Consider the following 19,033-nt stretch of genomic DNA (forward strand, 5'->3'; position numbering starts at 1 on the left):
TCAGAAGCGGGGGCGGATGAGAGTGTCAGGCGTTCGGAACGGCCGCGGTCTCCGCGGGCTCGGGGGCCGGCACCTGATCCGCGGGCTCAGCTATGACCGCGTCGTCGGCGAAGTCGGCGCGCGGTGCGGCCGGGTTCGAGATCACCAGGTGCCCGACCGCGGTGTTGGAGGCGGGGACGTGGTAGAACCGGTGGTCGACGGAGGGAGCCTCGCCGTGGAACTGGTCGTCCATGGCGCCGCGGGCGATCAGCCAGTCCACGAGCTCGATGCCCTCGGAGCCCGCCTCGTCGACGTACTCCATGTGATCCCACTCGGTCAGGCCCAGCGGGTCGGCGATGAGGTGGTCGAGGAACGCGTTGTCCCACTCCTCGTTGATGAGACCGGCGCGCGGGCCCTGGAGCTGGTGGCTCATGCCGCCGGTGCCCCAGATCTGCACGTTGAGCTCCGGGCCGTCCCACTTGTCCAGGGCGCGGCGCAGGGCCTTGCCGAGCTCGTAGCAGCGGCGTCCGGAGGGCACCGGGTACTGCACCACGTTGACGGCCAGCGGGATGACCTTGCACGGCCACTCCTTGACGTCGCCGAAGACGAGGGAGAGCGGCACGGTGAGCCCGTGGTCCACGACCATCTCGTTGACGAGGGTGAGGTCGAAGTCGTCCTGGATGACCGACTGCGCGATGTGTGCGGCGAACTCCGGGTAGCCCTTCACGTCCGGGACCGGGCGGGGGCCGTAGCCCTCGTCGGCCACGGGGTACTCTTCCCCGGTGCCGAGCACGAAGGTGGGGATGATGGAGGAGTCGAACGCCGTGGCGTGGTCGTTGTAGACGAGGATGACGACGTCGGGCGTGTTCTGCTTGGCCCACTTGCGGGTCCACTCGTAGCCGTCGAAGACCTTCTTCCAGTACGGCTCCTCGGTCTTGCCGAGGTCCATCGCGGCACCGATCGCCGGGACGTGCGAGGTGAACAGCGCGGAGGTGTACTTCGCCGGGGCGTTCTCGCGCATGGTCTCGGACTTCTCGCGCGGCAGCGGCGGCGTCCAGCCGTCGAGGTCCTTGAGGCGGTTGCCCTCGGGGCGGCGCCCGCCGCCGATCATCATGTCGCGGTAGGCGGCCTCGGACATGCCCGTCATGGAGCCGGCCATCTGCTGGAAGCTCAGGCCATGGGTGGCGCCGATCTTGCTCAGGAAGTAGATGTTGCCGCCCTCGGCCATCATGGCGTTGAGGTCCATGTCCAGGACGGCCTGGTGCTGCTTCGGCGAAAGCGGCCACTCGTTGAGGTACGCCTCGCGGTCCGCCAGGTAGCGCTCGCGGTTCTCGGGCTTCATCAGCGACATCGAGAACTGGTTCAGGTGATATCCCTTGCGGGCCATCTCCGCGTCGAAGATGATCGTGCCGGGAACGTCCTTGTACGGCTTGTCGAGTGACATGTCATGCTCCTTCGGGCCAGTAGAGGCGGTGGGGGTTGTCGACGAGCAGTCGCTGCTGGAGCTCCGGCGTCGTGGCGATCTGGGGGATGTAGTCGACGAGCAGCCCGTCGTCGGGCATGTGGTCCTTGAGGTTGGGGTGGGGCCAGTCGGTTCCCCACAGCACGCGGTCGGGGAACTCCTCGACCACGCGGCGGGCGAACGGCACCACGTCGGTGTAGGCGTGCTGCTCACCGTCCAGGGCGCGGGGCCCGGTGACGCTCAGACGCTCCGGGCACGAGACCTTGGTCCACACGTTCGGATTCTCCCGCATGAAGCGGAGGAACAGCTCGAACTCGGGGCCGTTCGGGTCCTTGGTCACGTCGGGCCGGCCCATGTGGTCGACCACGAGGTCGGTCGGGATGCTCGAGAAGAAGTCGAACAGCTCGGGCAGGTCCTCGGCCTCGAAGTAGATCACCACGTGCCAGCCGAGCGGCGCGATCTTCGCAACGATCTCCTCGAGCGAGTCCGTGGGGACCCTGTCGACGAGGCGCTTGACGAAGTTGAAGCGCACGCCGCGGACACCGGCCTCGTGCAGCTCGGCGAGCTGCTCGTCCGTCACATCGCGGCGGACGGTGGCGACGCCGCGCGCCCGCCCTCCGCTGCGGCGCAGTGCATCGACCAGCGCGCGGTTGTCGGCGCCGTGGCAGGTCGCCTGCACGATGACGTTACGGTCGAAGCCGAGGTGGTCGCGCAGGGCGAACAGCTGCTCCGCCGAGGCGTCGCAGGGCGTGTACTTGCGTTCCGGAGCGTAGGGGAACTCCGCGCCGGGTCCGAACACGTGGCAGTGTGCGTCGACCGCGCCGTCGGGCAGGCGGAAGGCGGGCGTCGCAGGGCCGTCGTACCAGTCAAGCCAGCCGGCGGACTTCTCGAAGCCGCCCGTGGTGTCTCCGTGCGCCATGGTCAGTTCTCCACGTACTCGAGGCCGGCGGCGGCAAGCGGCTCGCGCATGCCGTAGATGTCGAGGCCGAGCACGCCCTCGCGGAACTTCACTCGCTTCGCCTCTTCGTTGTCCTCGCGCTTCTGGCTGGCATCGGCGACCGCGCCGACGAGTTCGCGGGGAACCACGACGACGCCGTCGACGTCCGCGACGACAACATCACCGGGATTGACGAGCGCGTTCGCCACGACGACCGGGATGTTCACCGAGCCGAGCGTGGCCTTGACCGTGCCCTTGGCGTTGATGGCCCGCGAAAAGACCGGGAAGCCCATCTTCTCGAGGTCCGCCACGTCCCGGACTCCTCCGTCGATGACCAGGCCCTTGCAGCCGCGGGCGGTCAGCGAGGTGGCGAGCAGGTCGCCGAAGAAGCCGTCCTCACTCTCCGTGGTGCAGCCGGCGATGATCACGTCGCCCTCCTGCACCTGCTCGGCCGCGACGTGGAACATCCAGTTGTCGCCGGGCTGCAGCAGCACGGTGACGGCCGGGCCGCAGAGCTTGGCGCCGGTGTAGGCGGGGCGGATGTAGGGGCGCAGGAGGCCTACACGGCCCATCGCCTCGTGGATCGTCGCCACGCCGAACTGGGAGAGGCGGGCGACGTCCTTCGGATCGGGACGCTCGATGTTCGTGTGGACGATTCCGAGGTTGTTCAGTCGCATGGGGGTTCCTTCTCTTTACAGACCGCGCGCCGTCAGGGCACGGTCGAGGCGCGGGTACACGCGGCGGGCATTGCCTTCGAAGACCTGCGCGCGCTGCGCGTCGGTCAGGTTCTCGGTTCCATCGACGTAGCGCTTCGTGTCGTCGAAGTAGTGGCCGGTGCGGGGGTCGATGTCGCGGACGGCGCCGATCATCTCACTGGCGAACAGGATGTTATCGGTGGGAATGACCTTCGTGAGCAGGTCGATGCCGGGCTGGTGGTAGACGCAGGTGTCGAAGAAGACGTTGTTGAGCAGGTGCTCTTCGAGCTCCGGCTTGCCGAGCGCCATGGCGAGGCCGCGGAATCGGCCCCAGTGATAGGGCACAGCGCCTCCGCCGTGCGGGATGACGAGCTTGAGGTCCGGGAAGTCGCGGAACAGATCGCCCTTGAGCAGCTGCATGAAGGCGGTCGTGTCGGCGTTCAGGTAGTGGTCCCCGGTGGTGTGGAACACCGGCTTGCAGGAGGTGCTCACGTGCACCATCGCAGGGATGCCGTACTCCACGAGCTTCTCGTAGACCGGGTACCAGGATCGGTCGGTCAGCGCCGGGGCCGTCCACTTGCCGCCGGAGGGATCCGGGTTGAGGTTGACCGTGACCGCGCCGAGCTCTTCGACGGCGCGGGTCAGCTCGGCGACCGTGGTGGCAGGATCCTCGCCCGGGGACTGCGGCAGCATGGCCCCCATGAGGAAGCGGTCGGGGAAGAGCTCGCTCACCCGGGCGCACAGGTCGTTGCAGATCCGCGCCCAGGTCTGGCTGACCTCGAGGTCGCCGATGTGGTGGGCCATGAAGGAGGCGCGAGGGCTGAAGACCGTGATGTCGCTGCCGCGCTCGTTCATGAGCTTGAGCTGGTTGGCCTCGATGGTCTCACGGATGTCATCGTCGGAGATCGTCAGGGCCGCCGGGTCGGGAGCCTCACCCCGCCCTTCCGTGAAGGCGATCTGCAGGTCGCGCCAAGCGCCCAGCTGGGCCGGCGCCGTCGTGTAATGGCCGTGGATATCGATGATCACCGAGTGTCGTCCTTGTCACGTTGAGGCGGGTATGCCTCAATGCTAGGCAGATCACATCCATGGCGTCGAATAGATATCGAGTGCATCCCGCATAGATACAATCAATAGATGGTGTTCACCGACCTCAACCAGCTGCGCACCTTCGTGGTGCTCTACGAACTGCGCAGCGTCACCGCGGTCGCCGAGCGGCTGCACGTGACGCAGCCGACCGTCAGCTACACGCTGCGGCGGCTTCGAGGGCGATTCGGCGACGAGCTGTTCCGGCGCGAGGGGCATGACATGGTGCCGACCGCGAAGGCGACCCAGTTGTTCGGCCCCATCCACGAGGCGCTCGCGCAGATCGACGCGACGGTGGACGAGCCGGACACCTTCGAGCCCGCGGGATTCACCGGCGAACTGATGCTCGGACTCACCTCGATCGGCGAGCAGACCTTCCTTCCGCCCATCATGACGGCGCTCGCACGCGAGGCCGCCCGGCCGCACCTGCAGGTGGAGAGACTCGATTCGGATCAGGTCGAGGATGGGCTCACCCGGGGAACCATCGACCTGGCGATGACCGTGTCGATGATCGGCAGCCCGGGGCTGTGGCGCTCGCACGTGCGCGCCGTCGAGTACGTTGCGCTCGTCTCGGGGGCGCACCCCCTGCCGCCGACCGGCCCCGACATGTTCGCGGGTCGACACTTCCTGCGGGTCTCGGCGCGCGGCGGGCACGTCTTTCCGCTGCAGGTGCTCACGGACAACGGGCTCATGCAGCAGGTCGTGCTGACAGTGGAGGAGTATGCGACGGTACCTGCGGTGCTCGAGGCAACGGACCTTGCTGTCCTTCTGCCGCGGCACGTTGCCGAGGTCTTCTGCGGGTGGTTCCCCGGCCTGCTGATCGCCGACCTTCCCTGGCCGCCGCAGAGCACCCCGGTGTCGCTGTACACGCGGCGCGAGGCGAGCCTGACGCCGGCCCAGCGGTGGTTCCGCTCGCTCGTGCTGAATGCCGTCCGGGAATGACGGGGGTGAAACTGCCGCGCCAGCGGCGAGGCTAGCCGGGTCAGCTGCGCTTGCGGTTCCAGCTGGCCTTCGCCGGCGCGAAGGGGCTGCGCACGTGGATCGACCACGACGAGTGCGGGTGGATCGAGAGGATGCAGCGCTCGTACCAGGCGCGCGCCTCGTCGGAGAGCCGCAGCAGCACGGCGTCCTTGTCGACGTCGTCTTCCGGGCGCGGCCGCAGTGCCTTCCAGACCAGCTGCACCTCAGGCGCACCGGTGGGGATGCCGTCGATGTCGAGCACCGCGCGGTCCCAGGGCAGCTGCAGCCGCGGGTCGCGCTTGTACACCCAGGCGCGCGGCGCGCCGTCCTCCACGTTGACCTTCAACACCCATGCATCCTGCTCGATATCGCGGACGAGCACGGGCTGCACCTCATCGCCCTCCTGGATCTCCGCGAACGGCACGAGATCGTCGTCGTCGCGCACCGCCCACGCGTCGTATCCCGCGGGCAGGCTCGCCACGAGCTGCGGCAGGTCTCCGAACACCACGCTCACATCCGTGTTGGAGCGCTCGCGAATCGGCGCGCCCAGCCAGCGGTCGAGGGCTGCGCCGCCCGAGAGCCACCAGCGGACGGGCGACGACGCGAGCAGATCCGCGACGGCCTGCGCTGCGAGGGGCTCCCACCTCGTCTCGGGAGTCGGTGCGGAAGAAGCCATGCCTCAAGGTTACCCACGCGATGAGTGGGGAATGTCGAACCAGCTGGACCGTCAACACCGAGCATCTTTCCGAAACGGTTCCGATTCCTGAGCTCGGGGCCGCCCGTACTATTCAGAACAGTGGCGCTATTCAGTGGCGCTATTCAGAACAGCGGCGGACGAAAGTAAGGTGACGGCAACGGTGAAACAGGAGCAGCACTTGGATCAGGAGACGTATGTGCTCGTCCACGGGGCGTGGCACGGGGCCTGGTGCTGGAGACCGCTGGAACGCCTCTTGGTAGCAGCAGGCGCTCGGGTCTTCACGCCGACGCTGACGGGCCTCGGCGACCGTGCACATCTGCTGACTCCCGCCGTCGGACTCGACACCCACATCGCCGATGTGCGGGCCGTGATCGAGACGGAGGACCTGGACGACGTCATCCTGGTCGGCCACAGCTACGCGGGGATGGTCGTGACGGGGGTCGCTGCCGAGATCCCCGACCGGATCAAGCGGCTCGTCATCGTCGACGGCTTCCTGCCCGAGCGCGGTGAAGCCGCCATCGCGCTCCTCCCCGAGCACGCGGCCGCCCACTACCTCGAATCCGCGCGGGAGAACGATGGACTCGTGATCGACCCGCGGCCCGTCGCGAACCTCGGCGTCACCGACCAGCGGGTCATCGACGAACTCACTCCGCGGCTCACGCCCCAGCCTGCGAAGACGTACATGGACTCGATCGGACACGGGCTGGCGGACCTCCCGTTCACCGGCGACTACCTGCTGTGTTCTGGCTGGCGCACGCCATTCACCCCATTCGCGGGCCGCGCCGCCGCGGCCGGCTGGAACGTCAGTGAGCTCGACGCCGACCACGAGGTCCTCGTCACCGACCCCGAGCTGCTCGCGCGGCACCTCCTCCGGTCCGTTGCCTTGGCATCGGCAGACTAGACAGCGAGACGACCATGGAATTCCTGGTGAGACAGGAGAACCGCATGCCTCCTCTGCCGGCAGAAGAGGCATCCCGGATCAAGGCCGCCGAAAGGGAGTATGCCCAGCAGCTGCGGGACCGCGGGATCCTGCGCCGCCTGTGGCGCGTGCCGGGCACCCGCACGGCGATCGGCTGGTACGAGGCCGACGATGCGACGGTGCTCCACGAGGTGCTCTCGGGGCTGCCGACGTTCCAGTGGCAGACGATCACCGTCGAGGCCCTGGCGACGCACCCGCAGGAGCAGATGCTGCGGCCCGAGTGAGACGCCCCGGCGCACGGGTACCCTGACGGAGGAGGCGAGGCAATGAGGATACTGATCGCGGGTGCTGGGGCGACAGGCGGCTATTTCGGGGCGAGGCTCGCCCAGGCCGGTCGGGACGTCACCTTCCTGGTTCGTTCAGGGCGCGCTGAACAGCTGAGCGGGGGTCTGCGGCTGATCGGCACGGATAGCGATGAGACCGTGCAGGTGCGCGCTCTGACCGCCGAGCAGCTCGACGACGGGCCGTACGATCTCGTGATGCTGGCCGTCAAGGCGAGCGCCCTCGAGACCGTGCTCGGCCAGCTCGGACCTGCGATCGGCCCGGAGACGCTGGTCCTTCCGATCCTCAACGGCATGCGGCACCTTCGGCTCCTCAACGACCGGTTCGGCACGGATCGTGTGCTCGGCGGATCCGTGCGCGTCGTCACCCATGTGACGCCGGACGGCGCGATCCGCCAGGTGCTCCCGTTGGCTGAGATCGTCCTCGGCGCCCAGCCCGGGGGTCCCGCCGCCCGCGCCGACGACGTCGGGCGCGAGCTCTCCGTGCCGGGCTACAAGCTGCGGGTCACGCAGCAGATTCTGACGACGATGTGGCACAAGTGGGCGTTCATCGTGGCTTCAGGAGTCGGATCGATCCTCATGCGCGCCAGCTTCGGCGAGATCGCGGCGATGCCGGAGGGGCGGGACTTCATCCGTGAAGTGCTCGCCGAAACCGAAGGGGTCCTGAACGCTGCGGGATACCCGGCATCCGATTCCTCGCATCGATCATCGCTCGAGATGCTGACCCAGCCGGGCTCGCCCTTCGTCCCCTCCCTGTACCGCGACTTCACAGAGGGCCGAGAACACGAGGGCGAGCACCTTGTCGGGGACTTCGCCGCCACCGCACGCGAACTCGGGGTCGAGACGCCTCTGACAGACCTAGCCCTGCTGCAGCTCCGTGTTCACGACCGGGCCAAGGCAGCGGACCGTGCCTCAGGCTCCACGGCTACCGAGGCCCTTCCTCCAGACTTGGCGTGAGCAGATCCTGGGGTACATGTCATTCACGCGGTCGGCGACCTCCGCCTGGATGAAGCCGACGACGGTCCGCCTCGCACCGATTGCGGGCTAGGACTAGCGGTCGAGCGGGGCGAGCTGTACTTGCTGCGCAAGCCCGTAGGCGGCAGGAAGATCGCTTTCGCTGGCGACGAAGACGCGACCCACCACGAGAACCGAACGGCTTGGCGAGGCGATCCGCTTCATGCCGCCGGGCACCGTCCCCTGCCAGCCCGGCCCGCTGATGACAAAGTCACCGGCACGGGTACCCGTGGTGCGTTTGCCGACGTAGGCAAAATTGGCGCTATTCGACGGGTCGGTGAACTGCACGCTGTAATAGCGCTCGCCCATGTCGGGCACATGCAGTACGTGCGGCCCCTTCGTCAGGTCGAGCCAGCCGCCGATGTAGAGCACATCGTCGGTCCCGGTTGCCAGGAGGCTCCCAGGCGCCGCCGACGCGGATGAGGTGCTGGGCGCGGCGTACAGGGTGTTGACGGGGACCGGGCCGCCGCCGAGCCCGTGCTTGAGGAAGGCCCGTTTGAAGCCGTTGACCGTGAGCCGCGGCCACAGGTAGATGAACGCCGCCGTGCCGAGCACCCACACGATCCCGGCGGCCACTGCGAGTGGAATGATCTCGCTCCAGCCGCGCGAGATCCGCTGGTAGACGACCCACGCGAAGACCACGAGGATGACGACGGTCAAGGGGTACGAATACTTCAGAATGAGACGGTTCATGTCACCGCGCCCTCGCGACAGGCGGAATTCGGTACGTGCCGTTGAGAATCTCCGCACCCGGCAGATACACGCGGAGCATCAGTTTGAATTTGCCCGAAGGAATGGGCAACCAGTTCTGCTCACGCCCTGCCGGGGCATCGTGCTGCAGGTAGATATCAACGGAACCGTCGGCGTTCTTCGCGAGGTCTGAACGATCGTCGAAGCTCGAGCGCTCCATCGGACTGCTCACCATGTACCCGACCACGTCGGTCACGGTGAGGGACCAGAAGGCGTCATGCGGCGGCAGTTCGCCTGCCGGGAAACGCAGGTTGTATGCATGTGCGCCGCTGAGGATCTGCCCTGAGCCGTCTGTGGTTGCAGTGAAGTATGCGGCCTCTTCAAATACATTGACCGCGGGCAGGGCCTTCGCGCAGGCTGCCCGCACCAGGACGCCGTTCTCGGGACGGCCGCACGCGCGGATGACGCTCCAGCCATTGGCGGTCGTCGTGACGGCCCGGATCACAGCATTCATGATGAGGATTGCCGACAGGAACGCCAGTGTGGCGCCGATGATGACCCCTTGCACCACCCCGGACTGCGCGACCCACGCGAGGATGCCTGCCATGTCCGCACACTAGCCGCGCAGACCCGAGCAGCACAACGACGCGTCGGAATTCGGGCGCGTGCCACCGCCTTCGGGAGTGAGCGTCCATCGCGAGGCGATGCTCGACGTCGTGCTCATCCCCGCCGGAACCCGGCCAGCCGGCCCGCGGTCACGCGCGCGCAGCCTCCGCGATCCGGTGCGTGAACTCGTCGAGCCACGCGCCGACGGTGGTGCGGGCAACAGGGTTGTCCGGGTAGCGGCAGCGCAGGTGCAGCCCGTCCCCCGCGACGATGAACCAGACCATGATGTTGTCCGTGGGCAGCATCGCCGAGACGAACTGCGGTTCGAGTGCGGAGTCGATGCCCAGCGGCATGCGGCGCATGTCGAGCCACGAGATCGCGAACATCCCTGGGGGCTCCTCCGCGCTGCCAATGCGCTCGAAGATCGGAGCCAAGGGGTAGGCGCCAAGGCGCACAGCCTCATCGACGGCCGCGGCGCAGGAAGCTGGGTCCGGTTCGGCGATGTCGAGCACGGCGTTCGTGATGAACCACCCGACTGACTCTCGCCACCGCTGCTCGTTGCGCGAGTGCACCGGGAACACCGCTCGCAGCGGCGCGCCAGCCAGGTCCTGGAACAGCCGCGCGAGCTCGGACAGCACGGCCGGAAGGAGTCGCACCCCCCGCGCACGCCCGCGTTCTTCCAGACGGGAGAGCTCGTCCTCTCTGAGCACGTCGCGTACCTCCACGACGGCGGGGGAGGGCTGCGAAACATCGCCCAGCGGCAGCGGGAACACGGGCATCCCGCCGCCGCCCGCCCGCAGGATCTCCCGCCAGTGCGCGATCACCCCAGCCGGCGCCTCCGGCATCGCCGCGAGGGCGCGTGTGTGGTCGGCGAACACCGCGGGCGGCGCCGCAAGATCCGGAGCCGCTGAATCACGAGCCGCGGGATCCGTCCCCGCCAGCACCTCGTGGGCCAGGATCAGCAGCGACCACATGTCGACGTGGGCGTGGTCGCTGGCGACGACGACGACGGGGCGCGCGTCAGGCTCGCCGGGGGCCGGTGTGACCAGGGCGAGGAGGTATGACGGCGCCGCGTACGGGCGGCACTCGGCGTCGAGCAGCGCCCGGAGCGCGTCGCGCGTTGTCCCGTGGGCGCCCATCTCGTGCGATCGCCACGCGCCGTCGTCCACCGTTGCCTCGTGCAGCCGCACCCGCGGGCCGTCGGGCGAGAAGACGGTGCGCAGGGTCCCGTGGCGCGCGATCACCGCCTGCCACGCCTCGCTGAGCGCGGCACGGGTCGCGGCACCCGCCGCAGCACGCGGGAGGCGGAAGGACACCGCCATCCAGGACCCCTCGCGGTCGCCGCGGCCCACGTGGCGGCCCTGGTCGTAGGACACGGGCAGTTCGCGCGCCGGGTCGGGCTCGGCGCGCACGGCGAAGCTGTCGAGCGAGCCCTCGGGCAGGGCCATGTGGGCAACCGTGGTGAGCCGCATGGTGCCGTAGTCTAGGGCCCAGATGTTTCGAGAAGGCACACGGGAGGGCTCGTGGCCTCATTCCAGACGCGCGGAGCGAGTCTTGACTACGACGTCGCCGGTTCCACCGGTCCCCTCGTCGTGCAGCTGCACGGGCTGACGTCCAGCCGCGAACGCGACGGACAGCTCGGCCTCAACCTCGCGCGGGCACTGCGCGACCACCGCATCCTGCGCTACGACGCCCGCGCGCATGGGCGCTCCACCGGGACGCTCGCCGAGGCCGACTACAGCTGGCCCAGCCTCGCCGACGACCTCCTTGCCCTCCTCGACCACGTCGCGCCGGGCGAGGAGGTGCATGGGGTGGGGCCGTCCATGGGGACCGGGACCCTCCTGCACGCGGCGCTGAAGGATCCCGCGAGGTTCGCGTCGCTGACCCTCGTCACGCCTCCGACGGCGTGGAAGCGCCGGGCCTCCCAGAGCGAGACCTATCTGGCCAACGCCGCCATGGTCGAGCAGGAGGGCATTGCCGCGTTCGTGCAGCGAGGCTCGACGGCGCCCACGCCGCCTGCGCTCGCCCATGCGCCCGAGACGAGTGTGGCCGTGCCCGAACGCCTCCTGCCGGCCGTGATGCGGGGCGCGGCGGCCACCGACCTGCCGAAGGGGAAGGACGTCGCAGCCATCGGGGTGCCTGCGCTGATTCTCGCCTGGAGCGGGGACCGCTCGCACCCGTTGTCGACGGCGCAGCAGCTGCACGCCCGGATGCCGCACAGCCGCATCGTCGTGGCGCGGACGCCGTACGGGATCATGGCGTGGCCGGGGCTCTTCGCGGAGTTCGTCACGACCGTTGGCAGCGGCGACGTTCCCTTCTGAGCGCGGCGCGCGCTGGAGAGGACGCAGGCAACCGACTAGCGTGTGAATCCCAGCACCGTAGAAGAAACCGACATGGCCCCGCCTGACGGCGCGCGGGCCCGTGGCCGAGGACGCATAGGAGTCACTATGAGCAAGCTCGCACTCGTTACAGGCGCCACGTCCGGGATCGGCCGAGCCTACGCCGAACGGCTCGCCGCAGAGGGCTACGATCTGGTGATCGCGGGCCGACGACAGGACCGTCTGGAGGAGTTCGCCGGCTCCCACCCCGAGGTCAAGGTCCGGACCGTGGCGGCGGACCTGTCCACCACCGCCGGGATCGACACCGTCGCTGAAATCTGCGCGAGTGAGCCGCTGGCCATGCTGGTCAACAATGCCGGTGTCGCCCACTACATGCCCCTCGCTGAGCTTCCGGCCGAGAAAGCAGCCGAACTCGTCAACGTCAAGGTCCTCGCGCCTACGATGCTCACCCGCGCCGCCGTCGCGGGTATGCAGGAGCGCGGCCAGGGAACCATCATCAACGTGGCCGGCATGATCGCCTTCAGCGGGCCAGCCCCGCATTCCCTGATGCCACGCCGCGCTGTCTACGGCGGGAGCCTCGCGTACCTCGTCGCGATGTCCCAGACCCTCAGCGCGGAGCTCGAGGGCACCGGGGTGACCGTGCAGGTCGTATGCCCGGGCGTGGTTGCCACCGAGTTCCACGAGCGGCAGGGCTTCGACCTGAGTGCGGTGCCGCGCATGAGCGCCGACGACGTTGTCACCGCGAGCCTGCGGGGCCTCGAGCTGGGCGAGACCGTGTGCGCCCCGGGCGTCGAGGACGCGAGCCTGCTCGACGCGGTCTTCACGGCGGACCTCGCCGCCTTCGGGGCCCAGAGCGTCGAGCTCGCCAGCCGCTACCGGAGTTCCTGAACCGACGCTGGTCTTACGCCGGCGGCCGTCCGGTGGAAGGCTAGCGCCATGCGGAAACTGATCTACGGCATGAACGTGACCCTGGACGGCTACACCGCCGCGGCCGGCGACGACATCGGCTGGAGCGGGCCGCCCAGCGACGAGCTGTTCCAGTGGTGGCTCGACCAGGAGCTCGCGAGCGGCCTGACCCTGTACGGGCGCAAGCTGTGGGAGACCATGAGCCCCTACTGGTCCACCGCCGACCAGCAGCCAGGCGCCACCCCGGCGGAGATTGCTTTCGCACGGAACTGGCGGGACACGCCGAAGGTGGTGTTCTCCTCGACCCTCCAAGGGCCCCTCGACTGGAACACCCGCCTGGTCACCGGCGACGCGGTCGCCGAGATCAGCCGGCTCAAGGTCGAGGACGGCGCCCCGATGACCATCGGCGGCCCAACCCTCGCCGCGGCGGCCATGCGGGCCGGGCTCATCGACGAGTACATGCTGGCCACCTACCCGGTCCTGGTCGGCGGCGGCACACCGTTCTTCACCGGGTTGGATGCCTGGGTGAACCTGGATCTCGTGGAAACGCGAACGTTCCCCGGCGGCGTCGTCCTGACCCGGTACGCGACGCGGCGCTGACGTAGAGCGAGCGACGGCGGGTGCGCACCCGCCGTCGTGGGCGGCACCTCACCGTTCCATCTGCCTCGCGACGAGGCTGTCATTCCCTGGGGCGGCCATGAGGATTTCGCCTCAAGCCTACTCGGCCTGGAACCGAGCGAAATCGTCTGCGCCGCTTGCGTCGAGGACGCCTGCCTCCTCGACGCGGTTCTCAATGCGACTCGCCGCCTTCGGAGCGCAGAGCATCGAACTCGCCATTGCCAAGCGCGCGGTGACCCGATCCGCACCCAGGACCCAGTGGCGCAGACAGTGCCATCAAAGACGCGGCGCCTGAAGACTATGAAGTGGCCGGGTCCAGAACCCGCATGTCGCCGCACCGACCTGTCAACTGGACGTCCGCCCCACCCGTTCGACCTCAGCTCTTGACGAGCAGAACAAAACCGGTTTAGCTTGGGTACCGAACCGGTTTAGTGAGCTGGATCACGAAGGAGGTGGAACATGGCGGTGACAATTAGCGACGTCGCTGCGGCCGCTGGGGTCAGCAAGGGCACCGTCTCGCTGGCTCTGAACGGGCACAAGGGCGTGGGGGAGGACACCCGGCGACGGATCCTATCCGTCGCCGAGAGCTTGGGCTGGTCACCCAGCCTCATGGCGAGGGGGCTGGCCTCGTCGAGGACGTTCGCAATTGGCCTCGTGCTCGAGCGGGACCCGAAGTTGCTGGGAACCGACCCATTCTTCGCCGGATTCATCGCCGGCATCGAATCCGTCTTGGCGACCCATGAGTTCACCCTGGTCCTGGCTGTGGCGCACGGCGACGCGGCTGAGGCGGCCTACCGCAAGCTCGCCGCCGGCCGGGTTGACGGCTTCATCCTTACCGATCTGCGTATGGACGATTCAAGGATCGATCTCCTGAGCGGGTTCGGACTTCCGGCAGTGACGCTCAATCGGCCCGCGATCGACTCCCCCTTTCCGGCGGTGTCCCTCGAGGGGAGCGAAAGCGTCAAGGATGCCGTGCGGCATCTCGTGGCGCTCGGACACCGACGCATCGCCCATGTCGGCGGCCCCCAAGGGTACGTCCACGGCAGGGCGCGCAGGCTTGCGTGGGCGGAGGCCATGGTGGAGGCGGGCCTCGAACCAGAATTGTTCGTGGAAGCCGACTTCACCGCTGAGCAGGGGGCGTCGGCGACATCGGCGCTCCTGCAACGGAACTGGCCGCCGACGGCGATCGTCTACGCGAACGACATCATGGCCACCGCAGGACAATCCAAAGCACAGACCCTTGGCTACTCGGTCCCCAAGGACCTGTCCGTGGTCGGATACGACAACGCCGAGTTCGCCCAATACCTCAACCCGCCTCTGACGACCATCGAGGCTGACCCGATCTCGTGGGGCCGGGAGGCGGCAGGGCTCCTCCTGTCCCTCGTTGGCGGTGCTCAGAGCGCACCCGACATCGTGCTACCGGCCCCACGGCTTATCGTCCGCGGCTCCAGTGGCCCAGCTCCCGCCGTCGACTGACCCCCTGAACACCTTCGTCCTCTGACCTCAAGCGTCCGGAGGACACGTGCAAATGAACTATCCGATTGAAGGAGACGCAATGAAGCGCGCAATCACCCCTGCCCGCATCCTCACGGCCGCCGCCGTCACGCTGCTGGGAGCCAGCCTCGCCGCATGCGGCGGAGGGTCCAGTTCTTCCGCCCAGACAAGCGCTGCGGCTGCGAAGGGACCCATCAAGATCTGGTACTCCAACAACGCCGCCGAGGTGAAGTGGGGCAAGGAGATGGTGTCCGCTTGGAACGCGGCGCACCCGGATCAGCAGGTCGAAGGCCAGGAGATCCCCGCGGGAAAGAGCTCGGAGGAGGTCATCGGAGCGGCCATCTCTGCTGGCAACGCCCCATGCCTCGTGTTCAACACAGCCCCGGCGGCCGTTCCTCAATTCCAGAAGCAGGGCGGCCTCGTGCCCCTCGACTCGTTCCCCGACGCGGCCCAGTACATCAAGGACAGGACGGGAGCCCTCGCGGACCAGTACAAGTCCTCGGACGGCAAGTTCTACCAGATGCCGTGGAAGTCCAACCCCGTGGTCCTCTTCTACAACAAGGACCTCTTCAAGAAGGCGGGACTCGACCCCGACCACCCCCAGCTGGGCACCCAGCAGCAGTTCCTGGACACGGCACGCACCCTCGTGAAGTCCGGGGCCGTCAAGACCGCGGTGTGGCCGTCCCCGTCGAGCGACTTCTACCAGCCGTGGTTCGACTTCTACCCGTTCTACGCCGCAGCGACCGGCGGCCAGCAGCTGGTCAAGGACGGCAAGGCCACGTTCGACAATGACCAGGGCAAGCAGGTTGCCACCCTCTTCCGGACCCTCTACCAGGAGAACCTAGCCTCGAAGGAGACCTACCAGGGCGACTCCTTCGGCGAGGGCAAGTCCGCGATGGCGCTGGCTGGCCCGTGGGCCATCGACGCCTACAAGGGCAAGGTGAACTGGGGCGCTGTGCCGATCCCGGCACCGCAGCAGCAGGACAAGGTCTCGACGTTCTCCGACGCCAAGAACGTTGCCATGTACTCCGCGTGCAAGAACCAGGGCACGGCCTGGGACGTCATGAAGTTCGCCACCAGCCAGGACGAAGACGGGAAGCTGCTGCAGGGCACCGGCCAGATGCCGATGCGGCAGGGGCTCACGAGCACCTACAGCGACTACTTCGCCAAGAACCCCGCCTACCAGCAGTTCGCCGACCAGGCCTCCCGCACGGTCGAGGTCCCGAACGTCTCCAACTCGGTCCAGGTGTGGCAGACCTTCCGTGACGCATGGTCGAAGTCCGTGATCTTCGGCAGCCAGGGTGTCGACGACGCCCTCAAGGGCGCTGCGGACAAGATCAACCAGCTCGTGGGGCAGAAGTAGCGCCATGAACCACCAGCCAACAGCAGCGCCCGCGCCGGCCCTGAAGCCCACAGCGGGCGAGGTCCGGCGCGGGCGGGGCCGGACACGGGGTCCGGGTCTGCTCGGGGCCCACCCGCTGGGGATCCTGTTCAGCCTGCCCTACGTCGTCTACGTGCTGGGCGTGCTGGCGGTCCCGTTCGGGTTCGCGGTCTACATCTCCCTGCACCAGTACTACTTCACGGCTCCGGGGGTCACGGTCGACCGCCCCTTCGTCGGCCTGGACAACTACGTCGCGGTGCTCTCGGACCCCGCGGTGCAGCAGTCCTTCGGCAACATCCTTGTCTTCCTCGTGATCAACGTCCCGCTCACCGTGGGACTGTCCCTGGTGCTGGCAACCGCCCTGAACAGCGTGCGACGGTTCAGAACGTTCTTCCGGGTCGCCTTCTACGTACCGTACGTGACGGCGAGCGTCGCCGTCGTGGGTGTCTGGCTCTTCCTGTTTCAGCAGGAGGGCCTCGTCAACAGCATCCTCGGTCCGGTCGCGCCCCAGCCGTCCTGGCTGGTGAACTCCTGGCTGGCGATGCCGACGGTCGCGCTCTACGTGACGTGGAAGCAACTTGGGTTCTTCATCCTGCTGTACCTCGCAGCGCTGCAGAACATCCCATCCGAGCTCTACGAGTCGGCGTCGGTCGACGGCGCCGGCCGCTGGGCCCAGTTCTGGAACGTGACCGTGCCGGGCGTGCGCTCGGCGAGCGTCCTCGTCGTCGTGCTCGCCACGATCACTGGCGCGAACCTCTTCACCGAGCCCTATCTCCTCACGGGCGGCGGCGGACCCGACGGGGCCTCCTCGTCGCCGGTGTTCCTCATGTACCAGAAGGGCATCCTGCAGGGGAACCCAGACGTGGCGGCTGCCCTCGGCGTCATCCTCGTCGCGGGGATCCTCGTCGTCACCCTCATCCAGAAGCGCCTTGTCGGCGGAAAGGAGAGCTGAGATGGCCAGCACCCATCGAACCGCCCGCCGCAGCAGCACCGATCGGAACCTCAGGCCGGGAAGCCTCGTGCTGCTGTGCTTGGGGGCCGTCGCCTTCCTGTTCCCCTTCTACTACATGATCATGGGATCGCTGCAGACGAGCCCCGACACGAGCGTCGCGGGGGCCTTCCCCCAGCCGGGCAACCTCACCGGCCAGAACTACACGAACATCAACGACTCCATCAGCCTGGCCCGCGGCCTCGTGAACTCGGGGATCTTCACGGGCGGCGTCATCCTCGGCACCGTGGTGTTCGGGGTCCTCGCCGGATACGCCATGGCGCAGATGCGCTTCCGGGGGCGAGGGTTCGTGTTCGCTCTCATGCTCTTGGTGCAGATGATCCCGTTCCAGCTGCTGCTCATCCCGCTGTACATCATGATCGTGCGGGACTACGGCCTCGCCGACAACTACCTCGGGATGATTCTGCCGTTCGTGATCAACTCGACCGCGGTCTTCGTCTTCCGGCAGTACTTCCTCCAGCTGCCGTCCTCCCTATTCGAGGCCGCGCGGATCGACGGCGCGGGCGAGCTGCGGATCCTCTGGGGGATCGCCCTGCCGTTGGTGCGCCCGGCGCTCGTCACCGCCGTGCTCCTGACGTTCATCGGACCCTGGAACGAGTTCCTCTGGCCGTTCCTAGTCACCAAGGATGCCGCCATGCAGCCCCTGGCCGTCTCCCTGGCCAACTACATCTCCAACATCGCCTCGTCCACAGCCAACCCCTTCGGCGCGATCCTCGCTGGCGCGTGCGTGCTCGCTGCCCCGGCGGTGGCGCTGTTCATCGCCTTCCAGCGGCAGTTCACCTCCACCGACCTCGGATCCAGCGTCAAGGGCTGACCCCAAGGAACCCATGCAGAACCTCACAGCAGACCTCCTGCGCGACGGCCTCGACCGCGCTCTCCAGCACTCCAACGCCACGACAGACGCGCTTTCCACCGACAAGTTCTCCGCGGACTGGGACGAGAGGCCCGAGTGGGCCGTCGGCCCCTTCCGCCGCGATGACTCGCTCACCTTCCGGTTGGAGGGCCAGTGGCCCGATCCAACCGGGATCGGCTGGACCTCGGCGTCGATCTTCAACCCGAGCCTCATCGAACGGGACGGCCGGCTCCACCTGTTCTACCGGGCCTCCCCCCGGAAGGAGAGCCTCGATAGCCGGATCGGCACCGCCGTCTACACTCCCGGGCACGGCTGGACGGACGGTGAGAACCCGGTGGTCTACCCCACCTTTGACAACGAGCTCCTCGGAGTCGAAGACCCCAAGGTCTACCGCGTCAACGGCCGCTACTACCTCTTCTACAACGGCATCTGGCCTCTGGAGGGCACTGACGAGCAGCGTGCCTACCCCTCCCCCGGATGGCCGCTCGAAGAGGTCGGATGCGACATCAACCTGGCCGTCTCGGACGACCTCGTCCACTGGGAGAAGCGCGGCCGGGCGGTCCCCCACGAAATCACCCACCTGTGGGCCAAGGGAGCAGTCGTCCCCACCGACGGAACGGGCGCGGCGGTCAGGATCGGGGGCGAATACCTGATGTTCCTCTCCGAGGGCTGCAACGGACGGCCCATCGTGGGCCGCTCCACCGACTTCGAGGACTGGACCTTCAACGAGCAGCCCTATCTGGACGTCTCCTCCCTCGGGCACCTGCACGAGGTCGCCTGCGCCGTCGTCACCAGGGACCATCTCGTCCTGGACTTCTTCTACGGCGACCATGACGGTCAGTTCGCCGCCGCCCAAGCCCTCTACGACCTCAAGGACCCGTTCACCCAGCTGGCCCTCCACCGCGGCGGCTCCCTCGCATGGGGCGGTCTGATCAGCTACGAGGGGCGGTGGACCTTCGCCCAGGGCTGGGACGCGCCCTCCGACCGGCGCGAGCTCTACCTCTACCGGTCCGAGAACTGACCTTCCGCCTGCTCACTGACACGACTTAC

At 67.9% G+C, this 19,033-nt stretch carries 20 protein-coding genes; 12 read left to right on the forward strand and 8 right to left on the reverse strand.

What is annotated here, in order from left to right:
- Positions 1 to 25 precede the first annotated feature (25 nt).
- Genes RBS60_RS03790 through RBS60_RS03805 form a run of 4 tightly spaced genes read right to left on the reverse strand, consistent with a single transcriptional unit; the run spans position 26 to position 4,099 of the window.
- Positions 26 to 1,423: a protocatechuate 4,5-dioxygenase subunit alpha/beta gene (locus RBS60_RS03790; protein WP_307956190.1), complete on the reverse strand. Its 1,398-nt coding sequence runs from the start codon at positions 1,421 to 1,423 to the stop codon at positions 26 to 28.
- Position 1,424: 1 nt separating this feature from the next.
- Positions 1,425 to 2,360 (reverse strand): amidohydrolase family protein, encoded by a 936-nt coding sequence (locus RBS60_RS03795; RefSeq protein ID WP_307956191.1) that lies wholly within the window; start codon positions 2,358 to 2,360, stop codon positions 1,425 to 1,427.
- A 2-nt stretch (positions 2,361 to 2,362) separates the two neighbouring features.
- Positions 2,363 to 3,055 (reverse strand): 4-carboxy-4-hydroxy-2-oxoadipate aldolase/oxaloacetate decarboxylase, encoded by a 693-nt coding sequence (gene ligK / locus RBS60_RS03800; protein ID WP_307956192.1) that lies wholly within the window; start codon positions 3,053 to 3,055, stop codon positions 2,363 to 2,365.
- A 15-nt stretch (positions 3,056 to 3,070) separates the two neighbouring features.
- The gene (locus RBS60_RS03805; protein ID WP_307956193.1) at positions 3,071 to 4,099 is read right to left on the reverse strand and encodes an amidohydrolase family protein; all 1,029 of its coding nucleotides are present in this window, start codon (positions 4,097 to 4,099) and stop codon (positions 3,071 to 3,073) included.
- Positions 4,100 to 4,207: 108 nt separating this feature from the next.
- On the opposite strand from RBS60_RS03805, the gene RBS60_RS03810 reads away from it, so the two are divergent.
- Positions 4,208 to 5,098 carry a LysR family transcriptional regulator gene (locus tag RBS60_RS03810; protein WP_307956194.1) on the forward strand — a complete coding sequence of 297 codons (891 nt, stop codon included), beginning with the start codon at positions 4,208 to 4,210 and terminating at the stop codon, positions 5,096 to 5,098.
- Between the two features lie 40 nt (positions 5,099 to 5,138).
- Here RBS60_RS03810 and RBS60_RS03815 read toward each other — a convergent pair whose 3' ends face one another.
- Positions 5,139 to 5,792, reverse strand: coding sequence for a hypothetical protein (locus RBS60_RS03815; RefSeq protein WP_307956195.1), 654 nt, complete (start codon positions 5,790 to 5,792; stop codon positions 5,139 to 5,141).
- A 199-nt stretch (positions 5,793 to 5,991) separates the two neighbouring features.
- Here RBS60_RS03815 and RBS60_RS03820 point away from each other — a divergent pair, with 199 nt between their 5' ends.
- The 3 genes from RBS60_RS03820 to RBS60_RS03830 are packed head-to-tail and all read left to right on the forward strand — an operon-like array spanning position 5,992 to position 8,030.
- Complete coding sequence (locus tag RBS60_RS03820) at positions 5,992 to 6,714, forward strand: alpha/beta hydrolase family protein (protein ID WP_307956196.1); 723 nt, start codon at positions 5,992 to 5,994, stop codon at positions 6,712 to 6,714.
- Positions 6,715 to 6,728: 14 nt separating this feature from the next.
- Positions 6,729 to 7,016: a muconolactone Delta-isomerase family protein gene (locus RBS60_RS03825; RefSeq protein ID WP_307956197.1), complete on the forward strand. Its 288-nt coding sequence runs from the start codon at positions 6,729 to 6,731 to the stop codon at positions 7,014 to 7,016.
- A 42-nt stretch (positions 7,017 to 7,058) separates the two neighbouring features.
- The gene (locus RBS60_RS03830) at positions 7,059 to 8,030 is read left to right on the forward strand and encodes a 2-dehydropantoate 2-reductase (protein ID WP_307956198.1); all 972 of its coding nucleotides are present in this window, start codon (positions 7,059 to 7,061) and stop codon (positions 8,028 to 8,030) included.
- A gap of 93 nt (positions 8,031 to 8,123) precedes the next feature.
- Here the strand turns inward: RBS60_RS03830 and RBS60_RS03835 are convergent, their stop codons facing one another.
- The 3 genes from RBS60_RS03835 to RBS60_RS03845 all read right to left on the reverse strand — a co-directional run bounded on the left by RBS60_RS03835 (position 8,124) and on the right by RBS60_RS03845 (position 10,855).
- On the reverse strand, positions 8,124 to 8,780 hold the full coding sequence (locus RBS60_RS03835) for a DUF1254 domain-containing protein (protein WP_307956199.1): 657 nt from the start codon (positions 8,778 to 8,780) through the stop codon (positions 8,124 to 8,126).
- Between the two features lies 1 nt (position 8,781).
- Positions 8,782 to 9,384, reverse strand: a complete 603-nt coding sequence (locus RBS60_RS03840) for a DUF1214 domain-containing protein (RefSeq protein ID WP_307956200.1) — start codon at positions 9,382 to 9,384, stop codon at positions 8,782 to 8,784.
- Positions 9,385 to 9,532: 148 nt separating this feature from the next.
- On the reverse strand, positions 9,533 to 10,855 hold the full coding sequence (locus RBS60_RS03845) for a peptide synthetase (protein WP_307956201.1): 1,323 nt from the start codon (positions 10,853 to 10,855) through the stop codon (positions 9,533 to 9,535).
- Between the two features lie 51 nt (positions 10,856 to 10,906).
- On the opposite strand from RBS60_RS03845, the gene RBS60_RS03850 reads away from it, so the two are divergent.
- From RBS60_RS03850 to RBS60_RS03885, 8 genes are all read left to right on the forward strand, one after another.
- Positions 10,907 to 11,704 (forward strand): alpha/beta hydrolase, encoded by a 798-nt coding sequence (locus RBS60_RS03850; protein WP_307956202.1) that lies wholly within the window; start codon positions 10,907 to 10,909, stop codon positions 11,702 to 11,704.
- A gap of 126 nt (positions 11,705 to 11,830) precedes the next feature.
- Complete coding sequence (locus tag RBS60_RS03855) at positions 11,831 to 12,610, forward strand: SDR family NAD(P)-dependent oxidoreductase (RefSeq protein WP_307956203.1); 780 nt, start codon at positions 11,831 to 11,833, stop codon at positions 12,608 to 12,610.
- Between the two features lie 48 nt (positions 12,611 to 12,658).
- On the forward strand, positions 12,659 to 13,228 hold the full coding sequence (locus tag RBS60_RS03860) for a dihydrofolate reductase family protein (RefSeq protein ID WP_307956204.1): 570 nt from the start codon (positions 12,659 to 12,661) through the stop codon (positions 13,226 to 13,228).
- 477 nt (positions 13,229 to 13,705) lie between these two features.
- A complete protein-coding gene (locus RBS60_RS03865; RefSeq protein WP_307956205.1) occupies positions 13,706 to 14,722 on the forward strand; it encodes a LacI family DNA-binding transcriptional regulator in 1,017 nt (338 codons plus the stop codon).
- A gap of 79 nt (positions 14,723 to 14,801) precedes the next feature.
- Positions 14,802 to 16,103: an extracellular solute-binding protein gene (locus RBS60_RS03870; RefSeq protein WP_307956206.1), complete on the forward strand. Its 1,302-nt coding sequence runs from the start codon at positions 14,802 to 14,804 to the stop codon at positions 16,101 to 16,103.
- 4 nt (positions 16,104 to 16,107) lie between these two features.
- Positions 16,108 to 17,073 (forward strand): sugar ABC transporter permease, encoded by a 966-nt coding sequence (locus tag RBS60_RS03875; RefSeq protein WP_307956207.1) that lies wholly within the window; start codon positions 16,108 to 16,110, stop codon positions 17,071 to 17,073.
- 1 nt (position 17,074) lies between these two features.
- Positions 17,075 to 17,944: a carbohydrate ABC transporter permease gene (locus RBS60_RS03880; protein WP_374049208.1), complete on the forward strand. Its 870-nt coding sequence runs from the start codon at positions 17,075 to 17,077 to the stop codon at positions 17,942 to 17,944.
- A 13-nt stretch (positions 17,945 to 17,957) separates the two neighbouring features.
- Positions 17,958 to 19,004 carry a hypothetical protein gene (locus tag RBS60_RS03885; RefSeq protein ID WP_307956208.1) on the forward strand — a complete coding sequence of 349 codons (1,047 nt, stop codon included), beginning with the start codon at positions 17,958 to 17,960 and terminating at the stop codon, positions 19,002 to 19,004.
- Positions 19,005 to 19,033: the final 29 nt, after the last annotated feature.

The organism is Sinomonas sp. ASV486, assembly GCF_030908215.1.
GTDB classification, from domain to species: Bacteria; Actinomycetota; Actinomycetes; order Actinomycetales; family Micrococcaceae; genus Sinomonas; species Sinomonas puerhi.